This window comes from Bacillus sp. LNXM65, assembly GCF_002998575.1.
Classification (GTDB): domain Bacteria; phylum Bacillota; class Bacilli; order Bacillales; family Bacillaceae; genus Bacillus.
Genome location: NZ_PVRB01000010.1, coordinates 1 through 17,574, shown reverse-complemented (window position 1 = coordinate 17,574; position 17,574 = coordinate 1). Strand labels below are relative to the sequence as shown.

The 17,574-nt window shown below is 41.8% G+C and carries 19 protein-coding genes, 1 rRNA gene and 1 other annotated feature; all 20 genes read right to left on the bottom strand.

Features of this window, described 5'->3' with window-relative positions; all coding sequences use genetic code 11:
• Positions 1-132 precede the first annotated feature (132 nt).
• Positions 133-666, bottom strand: a complete 534-nt coding sequence (nusG, locus tag C6Y03_RS17560) for a transcription termination/antitermination protein NusG (RefSeq protein ID WP_003217197.1) — start codon at positions 664-666, stop codon at positions 133-135.
• 170 nt (positions 667-836) lie between these two features.
• A complete protein-coding gene (secE, locus tag C6Y03_RS17555; protein WP_003216942.1) occupies positions 837-1,013 on the bottom strand; it encodes a preprotein translocase subunit SecE in 177 nt (58 codons plus the stop codon).
• Positions 1,014-1,047: 34 nt separating this feature from the next.
• A complete protein-coding gene (gene rpmG / locus C6Y03_RS17550) occupies positions 1,048-1,197 on the bottom strand; it encodes a 50S ribosomal protein L33 (protein WP_012008694.1) in 150 nt (49 codons plus the stop codon).
• A 76-nt stretch (positions 1,198-1,273) separates the two neighbouring features.
• Complete coding sequence (gene sigH, locus C6Y03_RS17545) at positions 1,274-1,930, bottom strand: RNA polymerase sporulation sigma factor SigH (RefSeq protein WP_003217132.1); 657 nt, start codon at positions 1,928-1,930, stop codon at positions 1,274-1,276.
• Between the two features lie 63 nt (positions 1,931-1,993).
• Positions 1,994-2,506 (bottom strand): ribosome-dependent mRNA decay endonuclease Rae1/YacP, encoded by a 513-nt coding sequence (gene rae1, locus C6Y03_RS17540; protein ID WP_060595377.1) that lies wholly within the window; start codon positions 2,504-2,506, stop codon positions 1,994-1,996.
• 2 nt (positions 2,507-2,508) lie between these two features.
• Positions 2,509-3,258 (bottom strand): 23S rRNA (guanosine(2251)-2'-O)-methyltransferase RlmB, encoded by a 750-nt coding sequence (gene rlmB, locus C6Y03_RS17535; RefSeq protein WP_034665632.1) that lies wholly within the window; start codon positions 3,256-3,258, stop codon positions 2,509-2,511.
• Positions 3,242-3,673: a Mini-ribonuclease 3 gene (locus C6Y03_RS17530; RefSeq protein ID WP_034665636.1), complete on the bottom strand. Its 432-nt coding sequence runs from the start codon at positions 3,671-3,673 to the stop codon at positions 3,242-3,244. The genes rlmB and C6Y03_RS17530 overlap by 17 nt, the downstream gene beginning before the upstream one ends.
• 3 nt (positions 3,674-3,676) lie before the next feature.
• Entirely contained in the window at positions 3,677-5,077 is a 1,401-nt protein-coding gene (gene cysS / locus C6Y03_RS17525) for a cysteine--tRNA ligase (RefSeq protein ID WP_060595376.1), read from the bottom strand.
• Positions 5,074-5,727 (bottom strand): serine O-acetyltransferase, encoded by a 654-nt coding sequence (gene cysE / locus C6Y03_RS17520; RefSeq protein WP_012008691.1) that lies wholly within the window; start codon positions 5,725-5,727, stop codon positions 5,074-5,076. The genes cysS and cysE overlap by 4 nt, the downstream gene beginning before the upstream one ends.
• A gap of 81 nt (positions 5,728-5,808) precedes the next feature.
• Positions 5,809-6,040 (bottom strand) — a binding site (T-box leader).
• Positions 6,040-7,491, bottom strand: coding sequence for a glutamate--tRNA ligase (gene gltX / locus C6Y03_RS17515; protein WP_060595375.1), 1,452 nt, complete (start codon positions 7,489-7,491; stop codon positions 6,040-6,042). (Overlaps the previous feature by 1 nt.)
• A 94-nt stretch (positions 7,492-7,585) precedes the next feature.
• Positions 7,586-8,062, bottom strand: coding sequence for a 2-C-methyl-D-erythritol 2,4-cyclodiphosphate synthase (gene ispF / locus C6Y03_RS17510; RefSeq protein WP_003216928.1), 477 nt, complete (start codon positions 8,060-8,062; stop codon positions 7,586-7,588).
• Positions 8,063-8,068: 6 nt separating this feature from the next.
• The gene (ispD, locus tag C6Y03_RS17505) at positions 8,069-8,755 is read right to left on the bottom strand and encodes a 2-C-methyl-D-erythritol 4-phosphate cytidylyltransferase (RefSeq protein WP_106039693.1); all 687 of its coding nucleotides are present in this window, start codon (positions 8,753-8,755) and stop codon (positions 8,069-8,071) included.
• Positions 8,756-8,768: 13 nt separating this feature from the next.
• The gene (locus C6Y03_RS17500) at positions 8,769-9,869 is read right to left on the bottom strand and encodes a PIN/TRAM domain-containing protein (protein WP_003217214.1); all 1,101 of its coding nucleotides are present in this window, start codon (positions 9,867-9,869) and stop codon (positions 8,769-8,771) included.
• Positions 9,870-10,022: 153 nt separating this feature from the next.
• Complete coding sequence (disA, locus tag C6Y03_RS17495; protein ID WP_012008686.1) at positions 10,023-11,102, bottom strand: DNA integrity scanning diadenylate cyclase DisA; 1,080 nt, start codon at positions 11,100-11,102, stop codon at positions 10,023-10,025.
• Between the two features lie 2 nt (positions 11,103-11,104).
• On the bottom strand, positions 11,105-12,484 hold the full coding sequence (radA, locus tag C6Y03_RS17490) for a DNA repair protein RadA (protein WP_034620767.1): 1,380 nt from the start codon (positions 12,482-12,484) through the stop codon (positions 11,105-11,107).
• Positions 12,485-12,577: 93 nt separating this feature from the next.
• Entirely contained in the window at positions 12,578-15,013 is a 2,436-nt protein-coding gene (gene clpC, locus C6Y03_RS17485) for an ATP-dependent protease ATP-binding subunit ClpC (protein ID WP_034665649.1), read from the bottom strand.
• Positions 15,010-16,101 (bottom strand): protein-arginine kinase McsB, encoded by a 1,092-nt coding sequence (mcsB, locus tag C6Y03_RS17480; protein WP_034665652.1) that lies wholly within the window; start codon positions 16,099-16,101, stop codon positions 15,010-15,012. Before mcsB ends, clpC begins: the two co-directional genes overlap by 4 nt.
• 4 nt (positions 16,102-16,105) lie before the next feature.
• Positions 16,106-16,663 carry a protein-arginine kinase activator protein McsA gene (mcsA, locus tag C6Y03_RS17475; RefSeq protein WP_066031441.1) on the bottom strand — a complete coding sequence of 186 codons (558 nt, stop codon included), beginning with the start codon at positions 16,661-16,663 and terminating at the stop codon, positions 16,106-16,108.
• A gap of 14 nt (positions 16,664-16,677) precedes the next feature.
• Positions 16,678-17,142, bottom strand: coding sequence for a CtsR family transcriptional regulator (locus C6Y03_RS17470; protein ID WP_003217184.1), 465 nt, complete (start codon positions 17,140-17,142; stop codon positions 16,678-16,680).
• 177 nt (positions 17,143-17,319) lie between these two features.
• Positions 17,320-17,435, bottom strand: a 5S ribosomal RNA gene (gene rrf / locus C6Y03_RS17465).
• Positions 17,436-17,574 lie beyond the last annotated feature (139 nt).

Here is a 17,574-nt window from a genome sequence, read left to right as displayed (position 1 = left end):
GAATCCCCCTCCCACTCAACAACTTCATTCTTTATATGAATGACGAAATAACTAGCTAGCGATCTTGAGCGAACTCAAGACGTACCTTTGCTATATTACCACTTCTATACACTCATTTCAAGCTCTTTTGAATTACAATTTATCGATCTGCGTGAACTCAAGTTCCACGGGTGTTTCTCTACCAAACATATTAACGAATACTTTGACTTTGCTTTTATCGTAATCAATCTCTTCGATAGAGCCTGTGAAGTTAGCAAATGGTCCGTCGATTACCTTGACTGTTTCTTTCAATTCAAAGTCGATTTCTGTTTTGCGTTCTTCAAGACCCATTCTCTTCAGAATGGTTTCGGCTTCGCCTGGCAGCAGCGCTGTCGGCTTTGAGCCTGATCCAGCTGATCCAACGAATCCTGTGACACCTGGTGTATTACGAACAACATACCAAGAGTCGTCAGTCATCACGATTTCCACTAGGACATAGCCAGGGAATACTTTCTTTTTGACGACTTTTTTCTTACCATTTTTAATATCTGTTTCTTCTTCTTCTGGTACGACAACGCGGAAGATTTTATCCTGCATGCCCATTGATTCAACACGCTTTTCCAAGTTTGCTTTTACTTTGTTTTCATAGCCAGAGTACGTATGCACAACATACCAATTCTTTTCCATTTCGTTCAGGACTATTCAGTCCTTCCCTCCCCACATTTCGTAATGTCTATTTGACGAATCTCGAGTACCGGTAAATATTTTCAAGCAATTGAAAAAACCCGTAAAACGGGTTTTTTGGCAAGTCATATTATGATCTATTATAGCACGTTCAGCAGACCATTATTCAAGTATTAATGAATTAATTCGATTAATTGTGAGATTCCTATATCAAGAAAAGAGAAAAAGATTGCAAAGAATACGACTGTTAAAATAACCGTGATTGTGTAGCGAATCATTTCGTTTTTCTTTGGCCAGCTGACCTTTTTCATTTCTTTCCCGACACTTTTTAAGAAACTGATAATACGCATGTAAAAGACCTCCACAGATTAAAGAACGCAAATCTTACTTCGTTTCTAAATGTGTTTTATGTGAATTACAAGTCTTGCAATATTTCTTAACTTCTAATCTTTCAGCTGCTGAAGCATCACTTTTCATTGTCGTATAATTGCGGCTTCCGCAGTCTTTACAGGCTAGAGTAATCTTTTTCCTCATATTTACACCTATTTTCTCGACATCATTTCCTTAGTACCTTATCACAGTGTCGAAAAAGCTGTCAATATAGGTTTGATTAGAGACTAATCTCGCGAAGCTCTAAATATTTCTCTAATTTTCTCTTTACTCTTTGGAGTGCGTTATCAATTGATTTCACATGACGGTTTAAATCTTCAGAAATCTCTTGATAGGATCTGCCATCAAGGTAAAGCACAAGTACCTTTCTTTCCAGCTCACTTAGTAGTTCCCCCATTTTCATTTCAATATCATCAAATTCTTCTTTGCTAATGATTAAATCTTCTGGGTTAAGCGCTTTAGCACCGGAAATGACGTCCAACAATGTTCTGTCTGATTCTTCATCATATATTGGCTTGTCTAATGATACATAGGAATTTAACGGGATATGTTTTTGGCGAGTAGCTGTTTTAATTGCGGTGATAATTTGGCGGGTAATACATAATTCTGCAAAAGCCTTAAATGAAGTAAGCTTGTCCTCTCTGAAATCGCGGATAGACTTATAAAGTCCGATCATCCCCTCTTGGACAATGTCCTCTCGATCCGCTCCAATCAAGAAATAAGATCTTGCTTTTGCACGTACAAAATTGCGGTATTTCGTTATTAAGTAATCTAGCGCATCACTATCTCCGACATGAACCCTTTCAATGACTTGTTCATCTTCCAACTGGCAAAATTGCTCTCTGATGGATTTATCCTTGCTGTTGTTTAGATTCACTTCGATCCCCCCGACCGCACCTAGATAGAAATATTATACATTAATGGTTGAAATATCGTCAAGCTATTCCAGATTCCCACGCCGCCATTTTTCAAACGTTTTCAATACATCTTCTGACAATTCAATCTTGGATACTGGTTTATCAGAAGTAATCTTTTTGACTCTCGTCTCTATCTTTCGTTCGATCACTTCAATCTCTCTCAAAAGCTCTCGAGCCGACTTCCGAAGAGCTCCTTGTCCAAAAATTGCCCATTGTTCTGTGAAGTCTGAGGTCGCCACATGAATTTGCGTCCGAACATTATTCAAATCCTGGGCCAGCTTTTCAATCCGCTCATCAGCTGTTTCATTCTCTCTCGTAAAGATGACCTCTACTCGGTGGTTGATCCGCTTTTTTTCGATCCCTTTGACCATATGGGCATCGAATACGACAATGACTCGATACCCTGTGTATGCTTGATATTCTGCTAAATTTTGAATCAGCACGTCTCTGGCTTCTTCAAAGCTGTTTTCCTTTAAGTGCTGCAGCCGAGGCCATGCACCTATCATGTTGTATCCATCGACTAAGAGGATCTCCATCTCTATTCTCCTAACGGATAACGTTTTCGATACACTTCATACATCAATAGACTAGCGGCAACTGATGCGTTTAACGAAGTGACCTTCCCGGCCATAGGCAACTTAATCAGAAAATCACACTTTTCCTTGATCAATCGGCCAATCCCTTTTCCTTCACTGCCAATCACAAGAGCAAGCGGCATCGTGCCATCAAATTGTCTATAATCCTGTTTGGCAGACGCATCTGTTCCCGCGACCCAGATTCCTCTTTCTTTCATCTCATCAAGAGCTCTTGAAAGATTGGTGACCTTGGCAACAGGAATATGTTCAATTGCCCCAGTAGATGCTTTGGCAACGGTTGTCGTTAAGCCGACCGCTCTCCTTTTCGGAATGACAATCCCGTGTGCACCTACAGCATCTGCTGTACGCATAATGGATCCTAAATTATGAGGATCTTCAATTTCATCTAAAATAAGAAAAAACGGCTGTTCATTCCGCTTTTCGGCGATTTGATACAGGTCGTCCAATTCCGCATATTCATATGCTGCTACTTGTGCAACGATTCCCTGGTGCTGACCTGTTACCATTTGATCAAGCTTTTTCCTCGGAACATACTGAATGGTGATATTTTGTTTTTTAGCGAGTTCAATGACCTGCTGGGCTTGTCCTTTTACAGTGTTTTCTGCCATCCAGAGCTTGTATAACTCCCGATCTGACTTCAGTGTTTCAATCACTGCATTTTTCCCAATCACATAATCATGTTGCTGACTCATTTGTCTTCCTCCCTGACGTTCCGATTTCAATCGCCTGACTAATCAGCTCTTCTAAGCGTTCGTCCTGCTTTTCAATAAATAAATAACCCATGAGCGCTTCAAGCGCCGTACTATAACGATACGTTTGAACGTCTGTGTTTTTAGGCACTGTGCCTGATTTTGCATTTCTTCCTCTTTTCAGCACTGCTTCTTCTGCTTCAGTGAAAAAGCCTTGCTGCTGAAGCGTAAATAAAATAGCTGCCTGAGATTTAGCTGAAACAATCTTGCTTGCTCGTTTGTGCAGCTCATTTGGTTTTGTCGCCCCCGTTTGGAGGAGGTGATGCCTCACATAGACTTCAAAAATGGCATCACCCATATAAGCAAGCGCAAGTCCGTTCAACTGTTTACCGTCTTTCAGCTTTTCAAAATTCAACATGACCTATTCTCCTCTTTTCCAGCGAGTACCTTGAGGAGTATCCTCCAATACAATATTCATGCTCTTTAACTGGTCACGAATTTGATCAGATAGCGCAAAGTCACGATTTCTTCTAGCCTCATTGCGTTTTTCAATTAACGCTTCTACTTCTTCGTCAAGCGTGTGCTTTTCTTCTAATGAGAAGCCAAGAACAGACGTGATTTCTTGGAATAAGCCGATAAATGCCTTGATCACTTCCTCCGAAGTATGATCATTTTCCATATAATAATTCGCCTGTTTCGCAAGTTCGAATAAAACAGAAATTGCATTTGCCGTATTAAAGTCATCATTCATTTCAGAAATAAATGTCGCACGCTGCTCTTCAATCTTCGCCAGCCATTCAGCATTGTCTTCTGTGATATTCGTGCTGCTCTCAAGGCGATGATGTAAATTAGCATACGACGTTTTGAGTCGGTTAAACGCACTCTTTGTACTCTCTAGTAAATCCATTGAGTAGTTAATTGGATGACGGTAGTGAACCGACAACATAAAGAAGCGTAGCACATCAGGATCTTGTTCTTTCACAATGTCATGCACGAGCACAAAGTTGCCAAGTGATTTTGACATTTTTTCATTCTCAATATTAATATATCCGTTATGCATCCAATACTTCGCAAAAGGTTTCCCTGTCAAAGCCTCGGATTGAGCGATTTCATTTTCATGGTGAGGGAAGGTTAAATCCTGTCCGCCAGCATGAATGTCGATCGTATCACCTAAATATTTTTTAACCATGGCCGAGCATTCGATGTGCCAGCCTGGGCGTCCTTCGCCCCACGGGCTATCCCATGATATTTCTTGATCCTTTGCAGCCTTCCATAAAGCAAAGTCCAGTGCATCTCGTTTCTTCTCACCTACACGAATACGAGCACCTGTCTTCAGTTCATCAATCGACTGGTGAGAAAGCTTTCCGTAGCCTTCAAATGAGCGTGTGCTGTAATACACGTCGCCATCCGCTTCATAGGCGTAGCCTTTTTCAATCAATGTCGCAATAAATGCAATGATATCATCCATATTTTCCGTCACTCGCGGGTGAAGGTCAGCTTTTTTGCAGCCTAGTGCACTGACGTCTTCAAAGTAGGCTTGGATAAAGCGGTCAGCAATCGTCGGAACATCTTCTCCGAGTTCATTGGCTGCTTTGATGAGTTTATCATCCACATCTGTAAAGTTTGATACAAAGTTCACATCATAGCCGCTGTATTCTAAATACTTACGTACAGTGTCATAAACAATAGCAGGTCTGGCATTCCCGATATGAATGTAGTTATAAACGGTTGGTCCGCACACATACATCTTGACCTTTCCTGGTTCAAGCGGGACAAATTCTTCTTTCTTACGTGTCAATGTATTATAAATATTGATTGTCATGATTGTTCTTCCTTTCTGCTCAATGAAGCCAGCTCACCTTTTAGCTTTTCCATTTCTCGTTCCAATTCTTTGAAACGATCGGAAATTGGATCTGGCAAATCTTGATGATTGAGATCACGATTGATTTTCTTTCCATTTTGAACGACGACTCGCCCAGGTATACCGACAACGGTGGAATGGTCTGGTACGTCCTTTAACACGACTGACCCCGCACCAATCTTGGCCCCTTTTCCGACTGTAATGGAACCAAGCACCTTTGCACCTGTCGCAATGAGGGCATCGTCTAAAATGGTCGGGTGCCGCTTTCCCTTTTCTTTCCCTGTTCCCCCTAGTGTCACGCCTTGGAAAACAGTGACGTTGTCTCCAATTTCACATGTTTCCCCAATCACCACTCCCATGCCGTGGTCAATGAAGAAGCGCCTGCCAATAGTTGCCGCAGGGTGAATTTCCACCCCTGTGAAAAACCGGCTGACCTGAGAAATGATCCGCGCAAGAAAGTACAGCTTACGCTTATAAAATGCGTGCGCGATACGATGAGCCCAAATCGCATGAAGCCCTGAATAGGTTAGCACTACTTCAATATAGCTTCTAGCAGCAGGATCTTGATCAAACACAGTATCAATATCTTCTTTCAGCATTTTGAAAAACACATGCTCCCCCCGTTCTTCCCCATCAATCTCTCTTAGGACTTGCTCTCTTTTTTGGACAAATAAAAAACGCCTCTGCCAAATGACAGAGACGTTTTGAAAACGCGGTTCCACTCTGTTTAGAAAGCCCTCATTTTGCAGCCTTCTCAACTTAATCCCATAACGGAGGGTACCGCCCTTGCATACTAACGTACACGTGTTCCTCAAGGGTCTTGAGGGTGCATTTCCAACGTCTGCCCATAAGTCTCTTTCAGCCGGTGAAGACTCTTTCTGTGATGGACGAAAACATTGTACTTCTCCCTCGCAACGATTTCCTTATATTTGTTTAATGCGGTTTAATACCGTTTCTTTACCTAGTAGTTCAATACTTTGCGGAAGTTCTGGGCCATGCGTTTGTCCTGTGACAGCCACACGAATTGGCATGAATAGTTTCTTGCCTTTATGCCCTGTTTCTTTTTGTACCGCTTTAATAGCAGCCTTGATTTCATCAGGTGTGAAAGACTCAAGCCGTTCAAGCTGACCAGCAAAAGATGCCATGACTTCTGGTACTTGCTCCTCTGCTAAAACTTCCTTTGCCTCTTGATTATACTCAATTTGCTCCTTAAAGAACAACTCTGTTAACTCAACAATTTCTGCTCCATAGCTTAATTGTTCGTGATACAGAGAAATAAGCTTGCGCACCCACGTGTTTTCTTCTTCTGTCAGCTGCTCGCTTACCTTGCCTGCCTTTTGAAGATGCGGAAGTGTTAACGCAACAACCTGATCAAGATCAAGTGCCTTCACGTATTGGTTATTTACCCATTTTAGTTTATGCATATCGAATAGAGCTGGTGACTTAGAAAGTCGGTTTACATCGAAAATGTCGATGAATTGCTCTTTTGTAAACAGTTCTTCTTCGCCCACCGGAGACCATCCAAGTAGTGCAATGAAGTTGAACAGGGCTTCTGGTAAATAGCCCAAGTTTTTATATTGCTCGATGAATTGAATAATGGATTCATCACGCTTACTTAATTTTTTGCGGTTCTCGTTCACAATCAGCGTCATATGTCCGAATAGCGGAACATCCCAGCCAAATGCGTTGAAGATCATGATTTGTTTAGGCGTATTCGAAATGTGATCCTCTCCGCGGAGAATGTGAGTCATTTTCATCAAATGATCATCCACTGCTACAGCGAAGTTATAAGTTGGCGTGCCGTCTTTCTTCACAATGACAAAATCACCGATGCCGTCTGTCTCAAATGAAATATCGCCTTTGACCATGTCGTCAAATTTGATGATTTCTCCTTTTGGCACTCGGAAGCGGATACTTGGCTCTCTTCCTTCAGCGATCAGCTTGTCCTCTTCTTCTTTTGATAAATGGCTGCATTTACCAGAATATCGAGGCATTTCACTGCGGGCGATTTGTGCTTCACGCTCTTCCTCTAGCTCTTCAGCCGTACAATAGCACTTATACGCCAAGTCTTTCTCTAGCAGCTCATCATAATATTTTTTGTAAATCTCATTACGCTCTGATTGTCTGTAAGGACCATAGCCGCCATCTTTATCAATGCTCTCATCCCAATCAATACCGAGCCATTGCAGGTGGCGAAGCTGGCTTTCTTCTCCGCCTTCTACATTACGCTTTTGATCCGTATCTTCGATTCGAATAATAAATTTGCCGCCTTGACTGCGTGCGAACAAATAGTTGAAAAGAGCCGTTCTAGCATTCCCAATATGTAAATGACCAGTTGGACTCGGTGCATAACGAACACGCACTTCATTTCCCATGAGTTTAACTTCCTTTCATCTGCATCATGTTGTCTGACACCAATTTTTTATAAACGTATTTTATCATCAAATCCCATTCTCATCAAAATGGATTTCACTTTTTCTGAAGAAGCACTGTTGCCTGAGAGGCAATTCCTTCGCCTCTTCCTGTAAATCCAAGTTTCTCTGTCGTTGTTGCTTTCACATTCACCTGTGTGACATCTGCCTCAAGCGCTTCTGCAATCTTCTCACACATTGGTTGAATGTAAGGTGCCATTTTGGGCTTTTGCGCCATGATGGTGCAATCAATATTCACAAGTGTGTAGCCTTTTTCCTTTACTAGTGCCCACACATGCTGCAGTAATTTAAAAGAATCCGCATCCTTAAACTCAGGATCTGTGTCTGGGAAATGTCTGCCGATATCTCCTTCAGCAATCGCACCTAGGCAGGCATCTGCCACTGTGTGAAGCAGTACATCAGCGTCTGAATGCCCAAGCAGCCCCTTTTCATATGGGATGGTGACCCCGCCGATAATCAAAGGTCTTCCCTCTGTTAATTGATGTACATCAAAGCCTTGTCCTATTCTCAACATGATCTATTACCCTCTTTCCGCATCCATAATTGCCTTGGCAACCAATAAATCATCCGGTGTCGTCAGCTTAATATTGGTGTAATCTCCTTGGACAATATACACGTTTTCACCATGTAATTGTTCCACAAGACTGGCGTCGTCTGTTCCAAGAAAGCCGGTCCGCTCCGCATATTCATGCGCCTCTTTTAAAATAGAATGACGAAAAGCTTGTGGGGTCTGGACTGCCCACAAGCTCTGACGTTCAATGGTTTGTTCCACTTTGCCTTCTTGAACGCGCTTGATTGTGTCTTTCACTGGTACCGCTACAACTGCGGAGCCTTTTTCAATCGCTGCTTTAACGAGCAAGTCAATCTGTGTATGCTTAATAAAAGGCCTTGCCCCATCATGAACAAGCACGATGTCTGCATCTTTCACAGCCTTTAATCCTTCGTATACACTTTGCTGACGTTCTTCACCGCCAGTGACAAGTGAAACAGGCGTTTGAAAAGCGTGTACCTTGAGTAGCCTTTCAAAGTCTTGACGCTCCTCTTCATTGATCGCTAGGATCATGCGTTTGCATTGCGAATGAGCGTCAAACACCTTTAGTGTATGAATAATGACCGGCATTCTTTTCAGCTCAATAAAAAGCTTATTGCGGCCGGCCTTCATTCGTTTCCCCTGCCCCGCAGCCGGAATAACTACTTCATAATACATGTTCGTTCTCCCTTTAGAGCGCCTTCTCCAGAAGTTTTGGCTTCGCAAAAATCATTCTTCCAGCAGCAGTCTGCAGCACACTTGTGACGAGCACATCGATGTCTTTTCCAATGTAATTGCGTCCTTCTTCGACCACAATCATCGTACCGTCATCTAAGTAAGCAACACCTTGGTTATGCTCTTTCCCATCTTTAATGACCTGTACCTTCATTTCTTCCCCAGGTAGCACAACCGGTTTCACCGCATTGGCTAGATCATTGATGTTTAACACTGCTACTTTTTGAAGTTCGCATACTTTATTTAAATTAAAATCATTTGTCACAACAACACCTGAAGTTAATTTAGCGAGCTTCACAAGCTTGCTATCAACCTCTTGAATGTCTTCAAAGTCACCTTCGTAAATTTCAACTTTGATATCTAATTCTTTTTGAATACGATTTAAAATATCAAGACCTCTTCGGCCTCTATTTCTCTTTAATACATCAGAAGAGTCTGCAATATGCTGTAATTCCTCGAGCACAAATTGAGGAATGACCATGACACCTTCTAAGAATCCAGTTTGACAAATATCTGCGATTCTTCCATCAATGATAACACTTGTGTCTAAAATTTTCAGCTTTTTATCTTCTATTTCAGGTTCATCATCAGCTGCTCCTTTTTTCTTGGTGACCTTTGCAGATCGGGAGAACAGCCCCATCATTTCATCCTTCTTCTTAAACCCTACCTGAAATCCAAGGTATCCTAAAAAGAAAGCCAGGAAAATCGGAATAATGGTACCAAAAATATGATATGGGATATTGTTTAGCGGGATCACGTTTACAATAAGATATGCTAGAATAAGTCCAAATACTAATCCGAAACTTCCAGATATAAGATCAGGAAGAGGCGCCTTTAATAGAGAATCCTCGATCCATTTCACCCAATTAACCACATAGCCTGTGCACCATTTGCCGATGATAAAGAACACAGCGGCTCCTATTAGTGCTGAAGAGTAAGCATTTGTTATGAAAGGTATGTCCTTTACATTTAACAGCAGAAATAACTCTGGAATGATAAAAATCCCTACAACTGCACCAAAAATGATAAAAAACGCCTGAACGATTCTTTTTAACATACCTTCACCTCCTTTATTTTTCATCTGTCAATCCACCCTCACCTGACATTGATATATGTTTAAGTTTCCTATCATAATCAACAGAAAACAAAAGCATCATTAATATACCCATATTCATCCATTTTTAACCGTGTTTAAGAAAAATTTCTCTCCTTATAGCTGGCGGTCGATATAATGTTTTTCTTGCAGTCTTTTTAATCCTTTTTTTATCTTTTTCGCTCTTACTTCTCCAATTCCTTCTACTTCATCCAAATCTTGTACATCCGCTTCCATAATTCGATCTAACACACCGAACGCTTCAACCACGTTTTCGACGATTGGCATAGGCAGTCTAGGGATTTTGTGAAGCAATCTGTAGCCTCTTGTGTACACATATTCGTCAATATTTGTAGAAGCTGGATAGCCAAGTAACTTGTACAGAATGGAGTCATCTAAAAGCTCAAAGCTAGACATATCTTGGAGCTGTTTAAGCAGAACATATGGATCTTTAATCTTTTCTTTCACGTAATCTTTAATAAATAAAGCCGCTTCCTGCTCCATATCTGTAATCAGTTCATTGACTTGCAGACGGATCAAATGTCCTTCTGTTCCGAGCTCTTTGATATACATATTGATTTCATTTTTGATTCTAAGCACCATCTCGTAACGATGCAGCACGGATAATACATCACCAAAGGTCACAAGCTCTTCAAATTCTAGGGCGCTTAGCGCAGAAATAGCGTGATCTAAAATGGTTTTATATTTCTCAAGTGTTTGTATGGCTTGGTTGGCCTTCGTTAAAATAAAGCCAATATCTTTCAGCGTATAACGACGATTCCCTTGGTATAAGGTAATGACGTTCCTCCGTTCAGAAATCGCAATGATTAAGCAGCCTGTCTGCTTCGCTACACGTTCAGCAGTACGGTGCCTCATGCCCGTTTCCGATGAATGGATGGTTGCATCTGGCATCAGCTGTGTATTCGCATACAAGATCTTTTGACCAGAATCGCTTAAAATAATGGCTCCATCCATCTTAGCCAATTCATATAAGTGTGCTGGGGAGAAGGCAGAGTTAATATGAAACCCTCCATCTACAACACTCTTGACTTTGTCGTTATAACCAACAACAATGAGCCCGCCAGTATTGGCCCTCAGGACATTTTCGATCCCAGCCCGAAGAGGTGTCCCTGGTGCCACAAACTGTACGATATCTAAGAGATCGAGTTCTCTCGCTCCTTTTTTCTCTTTTTCCATTTCTATGATCCCCCTAGTGAAATTCGAAGTGCCTCCGCTACATTTTCTACACCGACTAACTCAATCCCTCTCGGCTTTTTCCATCCATCTATATTCGCCTGAGGAATAAACATTCGCTTAAATCCTAGTTTCGCAGCTTCCTGCACACGCTGTTCAATTCTTGATACTCTTCTGACTTCTCCCGTCAGACCGACCTCTCCTATAAAGCAATCCGCTTGATGCGGCGCTGCGTCTTTAAAGCTTGAAGCAATACTGACGGCAATGGCCAAGTCAATCGCCGGTTCGTCAAGCTTCACACCGCCTGCGACCTTTAAATACGCATCTTGGTTTTGTAGCAGCAGTCCGACACGTTTTTCTAAAACCGCCATGAGCAATGACACACGATTATGATCAAGGCCTGTAGCCATTCTCCGTGGATTTCCAAAGCTTGTCGGTGAAATTAATGCTTGTATCTCGACAAGAACAGGTCTTGTTCCTTCCATTGAGGCAACAACACACGATCCAGATACACCTGCCGAACGTTCTTCTAAGAAAATTTCGGATGGGTTTAATACTTCCGTGAGTCCTTCCTCTCTCATTTCAAAAATCCCTAGTTCATTCGTCGAGCCAAATCGGTTTTTCACCGCACGTAAGATACGAAACGTATGATGACGCTCGCCTTCAAAATAAAGAACCGTGTCCACCATATGCTCTAAAAGGCGTGGACCTGCGATCGAGCCTTCTTTGGTCACGTGACCAACGATAAATATTGGAATACCATTTGTCTTGGCAATTTTCATCAGCTGTGCTGTACATTCTCTCACTTGAGATACAGACCCAGGAGCTGACGTAATATCGCTTTGATAAACGGTTTGAATCGAATCCACCACGACAAAAGCGGGTTTCATCTCTTGTATAGCAGACGTTATATACTCCATATCGGTTTCAGCCAAAACATGTAAAGAGGTGCTTTTTATGCCGAGGCGGTCCGCTCTTAGCTTCGTTTGTTTAATGGACTCCTCACCAGATATGTATAATACATTCTGATTTTTGTCTGAGAGCTGTGCTGATACTTGTAATAATAATGTGGACTTCCCAATCCCAGGATCTCCGCCAATGAGAACAAGAGAGCCTTTGACAATTCCACTTCCTAATACTCGGTTAAATTCTTCTAAATTCGTTTTGATTCGGGGTTCATCTGATGTTTCAATTGCAGATATAGGTGAAGGTTTTTGAATGGTTTGAACAGAATGATTAAAAGCGCTTCGACGGTTTGCCGGCTCTTTGCGAACGACCTCTTCTGTCATACTGTTCCACGTGCCGCAGCCTGGACATTTCCCCATCCATTTGGCTGACTCATAACCGCACGATTGGCATATAAATTTTGATTTTGTCTTAGCCATAGATTGAAGAATACAACTCCTTATACTGATCAGAAAATAAGTAAAGGGAGGCATACACTTTACTGGTATGCCTCACACTTTTTTCTTACTATATTAGTTCGTAGCAGCCGTCGTTTTTACGACAATTTCTCCATCTTCCACATCTAATACGATATGTTGACCTTTTTCAATATTACCCTTCAGAAGCTCCTCAGAAAGTCGATCCTCCACATGCTTTTGAATCGCTCTTCTTAACGGGCGCGCACCGTACTCAAGATCTACACCTTCGTCGGCAATCTTCGCTTTTGCTGCTTCCGTCAATTCGATTGAAAGGTCTTGTTCTTTTAATCGTTTCGTCAATTGATCAGACATGAGAGACACGATCTCTTTTAGATGTTTCTTTTCAAGTGAATGGAAGACAATGATTTCATCAATACGGTTGATGAATTCTGGTCTAAATGCACGCTTCAACTCGCCCATCACTTTGCCTTTCATATCCTTGTAATTTTGTCCTTCATCCTGCACATTAAAGCCAACATATTTATTTCGCTTCAATTCACTAGCTCCAACGTTGGATGTCATGATCAAAATCGTATTTCTAAAGTCAACGGTACGCCCTTTAGAATCAGTCAGACGGCCATCTTCTAACACTTGTAGCAAAATGTTGAATACATCTGGATGTGCCTTTTCAATCTCGTCTAAAAGCACAACAGAATAAGGTTTTCTTCTCACTTTTTCAGTCAGTTGACCGCCTTCTTCATAGCCAACATAGCCTGGAGGTGACCCAACAAGTCTAGATGTAGAGTGTTTTTCCATGTATTCAGACATATCAATACGGATCATCGCTTCTTCATCACCGAAAATAGACTCTGCGAGTGCTCTTGCAAGCTCCGTTTTACCAACCCCTGTTGGGCCTAAGAAGATAAAGGAGCCGATTGGACGTTTTGGATCTTTTAGGCCAGCACGCGCACGTCTCACAGCTTTTGCTACAGCGACAACCGCTTCATCCTGCCCGATCACACGAGAATGGAGCAATTGTTCCATATTGAGAAGCTTATCTGTTTCTGTTTGTGCAATTTTTGAAACAGGCACTCCCGTCCAGCTAGAGACAACCATTGCGATATCATCCACTGATACCTCTGAATTCTCCTGTCCTTGCTTTTCTTTCCAAGATTTCTTTGTGACTTCTACTTTTTCACGCAAACGCTGTTCCGTATCGCGAAGAGAAGCTGCTTTTTCAAATTCCTGACTTTGAACAGCAGCATCCTTTTCCTTGCGTACTTCATCGAGCTTTTGCTCTAGTTCTTTTAGGTTAGGCGGTGTTGTGAAAGAACGTAAGCGGACTTTCGAACCTGCCTCATCAATTAAATCAATCGCCTTATCTGGAAGGAAACGATCAGAAATATAACGGTCAGACAGCTTCACCGCCGCCTCAATCGCTTCATCCGTAATGGACACACGGTGATGTGCCTCATAACGATCTCTAAGTCCTCTTAAGATTTGAATACTTTCATCAACAGATGGCTGATCCACTTGAATTGGCTGGAAACGTCGTTCAAGCGCAGCATCCTTTTCAATATATTTACGGTACTCATCTAACGTTGTCGCCCCGATACATTGAAGCTCTCCACGTGCTAAGGATGGTTTGAGAATATTAGATGCGTCAATCGCACCCTCTGCTCCACCAGCACCAATGAGTGTATGAAGCTCATCAATGAAGAGAATGATATTTCCTGCCTGACGAATTTCGTCCATGACTTTTTTCAAACGATCCTCAAATTCACCACGATATTTCGTTCCCGCTACAACGGTTCCCATATCAAGTGTCATCACTCGTTTATCGCGCAGGATTTCAGGCACTTCATTATGAATAATTTGCTGCGCAAGACCTTCAGCGATGGCTGTTTTACCAACACCAGGCTCACCAATCAGCACAGGGTTATTTTTTGTTCTTCTGCTTAGGACCTCAATGACACGCTGAATTTCTTTGCTTCGTCCAATGACAGGGTCCAAACTGTCTTCTTTCGCAATAGCTGTTAAATCCCTTGCCAAGCTATCTAATGTTGGTGTATTTGCATTGCTGTTAGAGCCAGCGGCAGATGCACCTGTTTCATTGCTGCCAAGCAGCTGCAGAACTTGCTGACGTGCTTTATTTAAGCTCACTCCGAGGTTATTTAAAACGCGGGCAGCTACACCCTCTCCCTCGCGAATAAGACCTAATAGAATATGTTCTGTCCCTACATAGGAATGACCTAGCTTTCTTGCTTCATCCATTGAAAGCTCAGTGACCTTCTTCGCTCTAGGCGTATAATGAGGAATAGCTTGAGACACCTCTTGCCCTCTTCCAATCAAGCTTTCGACTTCTTTTTGGATTTTATCTGAAACAAGGCCCAGTGCTTCTAACGCTTTTGCGGCGATGCCCTCACCCTCACGTACTAGACCAAGTAAAATGTGCTCAGTACCAATGTTCTTATGGCCTAGGCGAATGGCTTCTTCTTGTGCAAGTGCTAATACCTTTTGAGCTCTTTCAGTGAATCTTCCAAACATCATATCGTTTCATCCTCCTGTCCATTCCTATGCATTTCTAAACGCAGCCTTTCTCTAATAATCGCTGCTCGTTTTATATCTCGTTCATTTGGCTCCAAAGCTCCTCCTGAGTACTGTTGAAGAAAGCCTGGCTGAGTCAAAATCATGAGTTCATTCAGTATATTACTTGAAAGCCCCTTAATGATACCTAAATCAATTCCAAGCCGCACATCTGACAAACACTTTGCTGTTTCCTTTGATTCAATCATACGACAATTGGACAATATCCCTAAGGAACGGTACACTCTGTCCTCAAGTTCAATTTGAGATGTTTGATATAACGCCTTTCGTGCAGATCGCTCTTGTTCAATGAGCTGAGCGGTCACACTATTTAAGTCGTCTACAATATCTTCTTCTGATTGACCAAGTGTCATTTGATTTGAAATTTGAAAGATGTTCCCTATTGCTTCGCTACCTTCACCATAAATTCCTCTGACTACAAGACCTAATTGATTAATGGCCGGAATAATCCGATTCATTTGTCTTGTGAGGGCTAAAGCTGGTAAATGCATCATGACCGATGCCCTAATACCTGTACCTACATTAGTTGGACAGCTTGTTAAGTATCCCCGCTTTTCAGAAAACGCATAATCCACTTGCTCTTCAATCCAGTCATCTATCTGATTAGCCGCTTTTAATGCATTGGCTAGTTGGAAACCTGGGAATAAGCATTGGATTCGAATATGGTCTTCTTCATTCAGCATCACACTGATTTCCTCATTTTCAGAAAGCAAACAACCGCCAAATCTTGATTCTGCTAAGTTTGGGCTGATCAAATGCTTTTCAACAAGTACTCTCTTTGCTAAAGGCTGCGTTTCATTCATACGAATCAGAACAAAGTTTCCGATGTCCTTCACTTCCTGGCTAGCAAACTTTTGCTCGAATTGCTGGAGGACAGCTTCAGCCTCTTCTTGAGAAAACTGAGTTGGGAAACGAACATGCTCTAGGTTGCGTGCTAGCCGGATTCGACTGCTTAGAACAATGTCACTTTCTGGTCCTTTTTGTTTCATCCATTGACTTAAAGCGTCTTGAATAAAATGCTGGAGCGACATGTTGTTAATCTCCCTCCCTCTGCTGAGATTGTTCATGCTCTAATGCACGAATTTGATCTCGAACTTCCGCTGCCTTTTCGAACTCTTCTTGTTCAATTAACTGTTTCAGCTCTTGCTGCATCATCTCAAGTTTCCGGCGGACATGAAGACTGCCGGCAATCCGTTTAGGCACTTTTCCATTATGGACTGTATTTCCACTATGGACTTTCCGTAAAACAGGGTTCAGATACTGATCAAATGAACGATAGCATTCTGCACAGCCAAAACGGCCTGTTTTTCTGAATTGTTGAAAGGTTAAGCCACACTTAGGACATTGATCCACTTCTCTCGCTTCTTGAAAAATGGATGATCCCTTATTAGCACTTGTGGTGAAGCTAGGATCAATATTCAATAAGCCTGATAATAAGTTGTGAATCGAGAAACCCTGGTTTCCACTCATAGCATATGAATCACTGTTTTCTTTTGCACATTGTTCACATATGTGCATTTCTTGTTTTTCTCCATTTATAACTTTCGTAAAGTGAAAAGTGGCTGGTCTCTCATTGCATTCTTGACAAATCAATCTTTTCACCCGCTTTACTTTAATTTCAAAGCATTTAACATCGCTTTCATCATCCGAGCCCGCAATTCATCTCGTTCAGGTAAATCAATGTGCAAAACAGAACGGTCCATGACACTGATCATCATCTTAGCTTCTCTTTCAGATAAAATGTTATTTTCTACAAGACGCATGATGATATGATCAGAGGCAGCCTGTGATAAACGATGATATATTTGGGAAATAATGTTGTTCAATAAGTCGACTTCATCATTCATTTTGACTTTAATGATGCGGATATAGCCACCGCCGCCACGCTTACTTTCAACGATATAGCCTCTCTCGCTCGTAAAGCGTGTATTGATAACATAGTTAATTTGTGAAGGTACGCATTGAAACTTATCTGCAATTTCATTGCGCTTAATTTCTAATATTTCTCGACCATTCTGATCCAAGACTTCCTTCAAATACTGCTCGATGATATCAGAAATATTTTGTGCCACTCCGCCTCCTCCTCCATTGACTTTGACTATATTTGACTTTAACTTTACTATAAATTTTTTCGATCGATTTTTCAAGATAATCGCTCAACTAAGAATATTATTTCCACATTTATATGGTGTCAAACCTCTCAAAAACACAAAAAAGACCAGTTCCGTATGGAACTGATCCTTAGAAAAGCTTGGCGGCGTCCTACTCTCACAGGGGGAAACCCCCAACTACCATCGGCGCTGAAGAGCTTAACTTCCGTGTTCGGTATGGGAACGGGTGTGACCTCTTCGCTATCGCCACCAAACCTGATGGAGAGAATGTTCTCTCAAAACTAGATAACAATGTTCATGCTTCACATTAGAATATAGGTTAAGTCCTCGATCTATTAGTATCTGTCAGCTCCACGTGTCACCACGCTTCCACCTCAGACCTATCAACCTGAT